The 7,455-nt window shown below is 44.2% G+C and carries 4 protein-coding genes; 3 read left to right on the forward strand and 1 reads right to left on the reverse strand.

The annotated features are described in order from the left end of the window. Nucleotides 1-4,069, forward strand: a 4,069-nt coding sequence (locus tag E1163_RS04225; RefSeq protein WP_155169813.1) for a S8 family serine peptidase, incomplete at its 5' end; no start/stop codon positions are given. A gap of 686 nt (nt 4,070-4,755) precedes the next feature. Here the strand turns inward: E1163_RS04225 and E1163_RS04230 are convergent. Then, nucleotides 4,756-5,094: an MGMT family protein gene (locus E1163_RS04230; RefSeq protein ID WP_155169816.1), complete on the reverse strand. Its 339-nt coding sequence runs from the start codon at nt 5,092-5,094 to the stop codon at nt 4,756-4,758. A gap of 120 nt (nt 5,095-5,214) precedes the next feature. Here E1163_RS04230 and E1163_RS04235 point away from each other — a divergent pair, with 120 nt between their 5' ends. Together E1163_RS04235 and E1163_RS04240 are read left to right on the forward strand one after the other, a co-directional pair. Next, a complete protein-coding gene (locus tag E1163_RS04235) occupies nt 5,215-6,057 on the forward strand; it encodes a universal stress protein (protein WP_155169818.1) in 843 nt (280 codons plus the stop codon). Continuing rightward, nucleotides 6,058-7,323, forward strand: coding sequence for a cation:proton antiporter (locus tag E1163_RS04240; RefSeq protein ID WP_155169821.1), 1,266 nt, complete (start codon nt 6,058-6,060; stop codon nt 7,321-7,323). The last annotated feature ends 132 nt before the right edge of the window (nt 7,324-7,455 follow it).

Consider the following 7,455-nt stretch of genomic DNA (forward strand, 5'->3'; position numbering starts at 1 on the left):
AAGTGCCCGAGGAGGGGCAGCTTCTTTAAAATCGCTGCCGGTATTCAATAACATCAGGCTGGCCAATATTGAGCAGGCACTTCCATATATAAAGGACGTCAGCACTACAGCCAGAACAGGTGAAAAGCCACATCCGCTAGCTAATATCTACAGACTTACTATAGCTCCTGACCAAAAGGTCATCGATGTTATTAATGACCTGCTTACTTATGAAGAAGTATTGTATGCGGAGCCTTACTTCGACCATAAGCCTCTTCTCGTTCCAAACGACCCTGAGGCTAAACCCAGCGTAGGCCGGCAAACCTATCTCAACGTAATCAATGCTTACGATGCGTGGACGATAGAGCAGGGTGATACAACCGTGGTCATTGCAGTGCTCGATACGGGTACTGAGCTCAATCATGAGGATATCAAGGACAATATAAGCTACAACTACGATGATCCCATCAATGGCGTAGATGATGATGGTGATGGATTAATTGATAATTTCCAGGGGTGGGACATTGCCAACAATGATAATATTCCGGAATCCGACACTGATGAGCATGGGTTGCTTGTCGGTGGTCTTTCTTCTGCAACAACCAACAACGAAATAGGTATGGCCGGAACAGGCTATAAATCCAGGATGATGCCCATAAAAATATTCCTGAGTGGTTTTAACTCTTTCAGCAGAGGCTATGAAGCTATAGCTCTGGCCGCAGATCTGGGCTGTCAGGTGATCAATCTCTCCTGGGGTAGTCCAAACTCTTACTCCCAGTTTGGCCAGGACATAATCAATTACGCAGTACTGGAAAAAAATGCCGCCGTTGTAGCTGCGGCTGGTAACACCAACGACTTTCTAGATTTCTATCCGGCCTCATACGACAACGTAATATCAGTTGGGGCAACTACTATTTTTGATGAAAAGCCTGCATGGTCTACCTATAGCCATAATATTGATATTGTAGCTCCGGGACAAGATATTTACACCACAAGAAAGGGCAATGCCTACGGCTTCAGCCTTGGCACATCCCTCTCCGCCCCACTGGTTGCCGGTACACTCGCACTTTTAAGAGCCCGCTTTCCTGATCTTACAGCACAACAGATTATGGAACGTGTGCGTGTAACTGCGGATGATATATATGATAAACCTGCCAATCAGCCTTTTGCAGGACAAATGGGAAAAGGCCGGCTCAATATGCTTAATGCTCTCACTGATAACATTTCCCCCTCTGTAAGAATAACCAGCTTTAATTATGATAATGGCTCAGGCCGTTATGCTTTTTATGGAGACACGCTGACTATAACAACAGAGCTAACGAACTACCTCGCAAAAACCTCAGCTTCCGCAACAGCTACATTGTCCAGCACTTCGCCATATGTGACTATACTCGACGGGACGTTTCCTCTCGGCTCAATTCAAACCTTGGGTACTAAAACAAATACCAGCTCCCCATTTATGGTCTTGCTACAAGATGATCTTCCTCCCGATGAAGATATCTACTTCCGGGTAGACTTCAATGATGGTGCTTATGAAGACTTTCAATATTTCAAAATCAAAAGCTCACCAGATTACATCACGCTGAACACCGGCAACCTGGGTATTACCGTAGGCAGCAATGGCAATCTTGGTTATAATAAGGATGGAAGGGCTAGCGGCATAGGAATTACTTTTAAAGGAAATAAAATACTCGATAACATCGGTATGATCAGCGCCCTCAATGCCACTACTGTTGCTGACAATGCACCTATCTACCTGGTTGTACACGATCGGTCAAAAGACTTCACGGCTCAACAAAACATTAAATTTTATAACAACTCCAATGCTGACCAGGATGCCAGAAATGTTTTCTTTCATTCATCAGCCAACCTCGACATCATAGTTGAACAAAAAACTCTGGCATGGGAGGCTTCGGAGGCAAACAACTTTAAAATACTGGAATACCGCATAACAAACACCGGAACCAACACATTAACTGACTTACATACGGCCATATTTGCCGATTGGAACCTAAACAGCAAAGATTTCAACAAAGCAGGATGGGATGCTTCCCATAACCTCGGCTATGTACACGACCCGGCCAGTGACACATTGTATGCCGGCCTGGCTCTTTTGACTGACCAGGGTCCCATCTATTACGCTATAAATAATAAAAATTTTAACGGCAACCTGGCAGATATCTCCACTACTATCAGCGATAGCAAAAGATACAGTCTCGTTTCGCAGGGGGTGGGTGACATAAGTGCTGGTGATGTCAATAATGGCAACGACGTATCCCATGTATTAGGAGGCACCATTCCAAATCTCGATGCTAACAGTAGCGAGAAGGTAGCAATTGCTGTTGTGGCCGGCAATTCATTGACTGAACTGCAAAACTCTGTCTCCGAAGCCCAATTAAAATATGAAGAGTATCTGAACACTCCTCCACTGCTTTACACGGCCTATACCTGTCCGGGCACACCTGCAACAATCAACCCTCCTCAAGGTGACATCTATGAGTTTTATAGTGATGTAAACCTAACTAATCTACTCACAACGGGCAGTTCCTATACCACTCCTGTAATCAATGCCTCACAAACTTATTACGCTGTTAACAAGGACAAAGCCTATGACGGGGACTTAGTTCGGGTAACTGCTGCACCCAAGCCTGTCAATACCAATTTCTCGATATCATCATCACCGCTATTGCTGGATGAAACGGGAAAAACAACAGTTAGCATGGTTGATAACAGCCGGGACGCCGTAGCATGGCACTGGGATTTTGGCAATGGCTTCACGGCCTCTGTGAAAAACCCCATCATGAATTATCCTGAAACAGGAACTTACACTATAAAGCTTACTGCCACCAATGATCTTGGCTGTGTTGAAATGGCCTCAAAAACCCTTGAAGTAGCTTACAGAAGTAACAAACCGAACATCAGTGACCAAAAGATATGTAAGGGTGAAAACGTAAACTTATCGGCGACCAATGCTACCGAACTAAAGGTTTATGACGATGCCCTTCTTTCTCATGAAATATTTAGTGGAACAAGCTTCTCCACGGGAAGTATTTATAAGGATACGGTATTTTACGTCACAAGTGTTGACTCTCTTTATGAAAGTAATGCCAGAAAAGTAAGCATAAACGTAAGTGATGTTAAAGCAGGCTTTACTTACTCCATAGACACTTTGGACTTGAGCCAAAAAAATCTGTTGAATTTTACCAGTCAAAGCGAAAATGAAGCTCTATATTACTGGCTTATAGACAACAGCCTCGCCAAAGTAGGAGGTGATCTTAGCTTCGATTACAGTGAACACAGTGCGTTTGAGGTCATGCTTATTGCAGAAGATGCTAATAGCTGTCTGGATTCCCTTACAGAAGTAATCATGCCTACTGAAAGTCCAAGTCCAGCTAGTCAGGAATATGATATTTGTATCGGGGGTAGTGTAACCATTTCACCTGAAAACGGACAGGTATTTTATTTTTACAGTGACTCCACACTTAAGGTCCTGCAACATAAAGGCTCCTCCATTAAACTGGATCAGGTTTTGGCTGATACGTCCATATACATAACCAACATAGACAGCCTCCAGGAAAGCCTTGCTGCAGAAATAAAAATCAACGTTAACGAGCTTGAAGCAAAATTTAGTGCAGTCTATATTCTGGACGGAGGTTCTGCAGCCATCACAAATGAAAGCACCGGAGCAACCTCGTATGTTTGGGTTATTGAAGGTGACACTGTAAGCACAGAGCCTGTACCCAATATAAAAGTAAACGAAACAGGTGATTATAAACTGGAGCTCTACATCACCAACGACAATGGCTGCCAGGACTCTGTTTCTCATATCGTCAGGCTGGAAATAGTTAACAGCATCAATGATGCCATAGCGAGCCAGATTAAACTGTACCCTAACCCTACTTCTGGCCGTATAAACATTTCCAACAGAGAGGATGCTGAAATTGAGGTACTCACCACCAGCGGTCAGCTATTAATCAAAGTACCCGTCAACGAAAACCATATAAACCTTGAAGACTTCCCCGACGGCACTTACCTTATCAAAGTGCAGACTAAGGGTAGCACTTTTTATAGAAAGGTGGTGAAGAGGTAGGTTGTTAGAAATTATTCTCCACAGGGACTGTGAAATACCTTCCTATTCCATCGATAATCCACATATCCTCCTTAAAATGATGAGACATTCTAAATCGAGTTATCGGCTACTGCATGTAAGGAGTCTGTAAAGCTTCTGCCTTTAAGTATTATCACTGACAATGCTTACAGGGCGGTCCAGCTTCACCAAACTTTCGAAAGTTTAGTAAAGCAGCAATTTGGTTCTATTAACCGCCTTTCTCCTTGGCCTGTCCCATTAATGCTATTAAACGACTTTCTTTCTCTACTTCCTGAATGCTACTCTATACTACCAACGGCTATAACTTGATTGAGAATAAATTAAACCTTCATTTAATAAACTGAAGTGGTAGCAAGCATCAAAACTCTCTTTTTCGTGGCAGAGATGCATTCAAACCAATGCCCGACTACAGACCTTTGCTGAGTGAGGTTATGCACGGAAAGAGGGTCAAGCGGAATTTCTAATGAGACCCTAAATTTTCACCTCTTTGCTGACAGATAGGTGTTAATAGCAGTTGGCAAATCTCTATAATATAACAATAAGCGCAGTTTACTGATTTTAAGTAGCAAGTTTCACATTACTTGTTTTACTTTCCAATCCATTACTCTTCAGGTTTAACGTTTGATCCCCATTAAAATATGTGGAATTGAAAATATGCGAAATTGCACTCAAAGCGCTAACTCGATGGAAGGGTCCCAAAACTTGTTTTTAAAGTCAGCCACCCTGTCATTATTGACCTTAACATTTTCAGACTCCAGCAAGCGCTGCATTTCATCAGGATCGTTGAAGTGGCTTTTGCCGGTAAGCAGGCCCTCACGGTTGACGACTCTATGCGCCGGTACGTCTTCCATACCGTGTGCGGCATTCATGGCCCAGCCGACCATGCGGGCACTTCCCTTTACCCCCAGGTATTTGGCAATAGCTCCATAGCTGGTTACCCTACCTTCCGGTATGAGCTTCACTACTTCGTACACGTTTGAAAAAAAATCCTTGTTACCGGGCTCCATAGGTGCAAATGAAATTTATTATTTTGACGACCGTTATTTTTGGACTATTTTAAAATGGCGAAAGTCCTGCTAAACTAAGTATAGATTATTGCAATTTAAATTCATTTAACAAAAACCGCAATGTTCCACAAAATAGCCATAGCGATAGCTTTCTCTCCCCGGCTGCAAACCTTGCTGGCAGAAGCAAAGCGAACCCAGGAGCTATTTAAAGCTGAATTGCTACTTATCCATGTAGGTACGCATACCGATAAGGACGATCTGTTTATGAAAGAGAACCTGCAACAGGCCGGCCTGGATAATGACCGCGTACATGTGGTATGGGAGTCTGGCAACCCTGCATCTGAAATACTGGCTGCCTGCCGCCGTGAAAAGGTAGACCTTCTTGTAGCCGGTGCCCTTAAAAAAGAAGACTTCATCACCTACTACCTGGGCTCTGTGGCCAGGAAGATCCTGCGCAAAGCCGACTGCTCCGTTTTGATGATCACTGAGCCTTCGGCCGAGAGCAACCCATTTGAAAAGATAGTAGTGCATGCGGAAAACAGTCCTTATGCCGTAGATGCCATCAAAGCCGGCGTTTACATTGGCAAACTGCAAAAGGCGAAGCAACTTCATATTGTGCGGGAGATAAAACTATACGGACTGGCGATGTCGGTAAGCGGCGAACTTACGGAGGAAGAGTTATCAGAAACCCGCAGGAACATGGTCAACGATGAAATACAAAATGTTGAAAAGATATTGAAAGATATGGATGTTGAGGGGTTGAAAATCAATATCAAGGTGATGTCGGGCAAATCAGGTTTTGAGCTTGCAAAGTTCTGCTCCCGGGTGGATGCAGACTTGCTGGTTGTAGGGTCTCCACACCGCAAGCTGGGCATCTTTGACAGGATGTTCCCTCACGACCTCGAATATATTTTTGCAGACCTGCCCTGCGATTTACTCATTTTACACCCAAGAAAAAAATAAATGGATAAGCTTAACCATAGCGAAGTTATCAATTTACTTATACAGCTAGGTGTTATACTTAGTTTCGCGAGGCTTATGGCTGAGATGGCCCGTAAGTTTAACCAGCCCGCTGTAGTTGGTGAGATCCTTGCCGGGATAATACTCGGCCCCACCATACTCGGCAATGTTAACCCTGAAATTTTTGCCATGTTATTCCCAACCACGGGAGCCTCTGCAGTAGTGCTGGATGGCTTTGTGCAGATTGCAGTGGTACTGCTGCTATTCATAGCAGGGCTGGAGGTTGACCTTCACATTGTCTGGCAACAGGGCAAGCAGGCATTATCAGTCAGTATGATGTCGCTGATAGTGCCTTTTGTAGCGGGTTTTATCATTACGTGGTTCTTCCCCGACCTTTTTGGCTACACCGAAGAGGGGAAAAAGCTGGTTTTTGCCATGTTCATAGGCACTATGATGGCCATCACGGCACTGCCTGTGGTTGCCAGGGTCTTAATGGACCTTGAAATTTTCAAGACCCGGATGGGCATGCTGATCATCGCATCGGCCATGATCATCGACCTCCTTGGCTGGATCATTTTTACGGTCATACTCAACATGATGGGCAACGCCTCCGAAACCCTTAGCCTTGGCCGTACCATCTGGATCTCCATTGGTTTCACTGTTTTAATGCTGACGGCGGGCAAAGGCCTGATCAACAAAGCGCTACCGTGGATCAACAAAAGGCTGGCCTGGCCGGGCGGGCTGCTTTCGCTTTCACTGGCATTATGTTTTCTGGCGGCTGCTTTTACGGAATATGTTGGTATTCACAGTATTTTCGGTGCCTTCATTATGGGTGTCGCTCTTGGGGATTCCAAGCACCTGTCGGAAAGGGCGAAAGAGATCATTCATCAGTTTATCAACAATATTTTTGCTCCGCTATTCTTTGTATCCATAGGACTGGGCATTGATTTTATCTCCAGCTTCAACCTGCAAATTGTGCTGGTGCTGCTGATCACGGCATTCATATTCAAAATTTTAGGCGCAACACTGGGTGCCAGAATAGGCGGGCTAACCAAGTATGATTCCTTCGCAGTAGGCTTCGGCATGAATACTCATGGAACTTTGGAGGTAATACTCGCGGCTATTGCCTTGCAGGCCGGGTTGATCACCGACGAGATATTTGTAGCTATCCTGGTACTGGTGGTGGCTTCGATACTGGCCTCTGCTCCTTTGATGAAATATTGTCTGCAACTCAATACTTCAAACAAAAAGGATTCACTAAACGGATAATAATGAACATATGCTGTGTATAAAATGTTACCCAATTAATACCTCTAAACATTTTTACTCAGTTAAATATCTTTATCATCCGCTATTTAAACACGAATAATGTTATTGGCAGAGTAGAGCTGGTAAAGGGTT

This window comes from Fulvivirga kasyanovii (genome assembly GCF_009711405.1).
Classification (GTDB): domain Bacteria; phylum Bacteroidota; class Bacteroidia; order Cytophagales; family Cyclobacteriaceae; genus Fulvivirga; species Fulvivirga kasyanovii.

Excerpts from the sequence above, each read along its gene's own strand:
- E1163_RS04235 (WP_155169818.1), top strand. The coding sequence starts at position 5,215 with ATGTTCCACAAAATAGCCATAGCGATAGCTTTCTCTCCCCGGCTGCAA.
- E1163_RS04240 (WP_155169821.1), top strand. The coding sequence starts at position 6,058 with ATGGATAAGCTTAACCATAGCGAAGTTATCAATTTACTTATACAGCTA.
- E1163_RS04230 (WP_155169816.1), bottom strand. The coding sequence starts at position 5,094 with ATGGAGCCCGGTAACAAGGATTTTTTTTCAAACGTGTACGAAGTAGTG.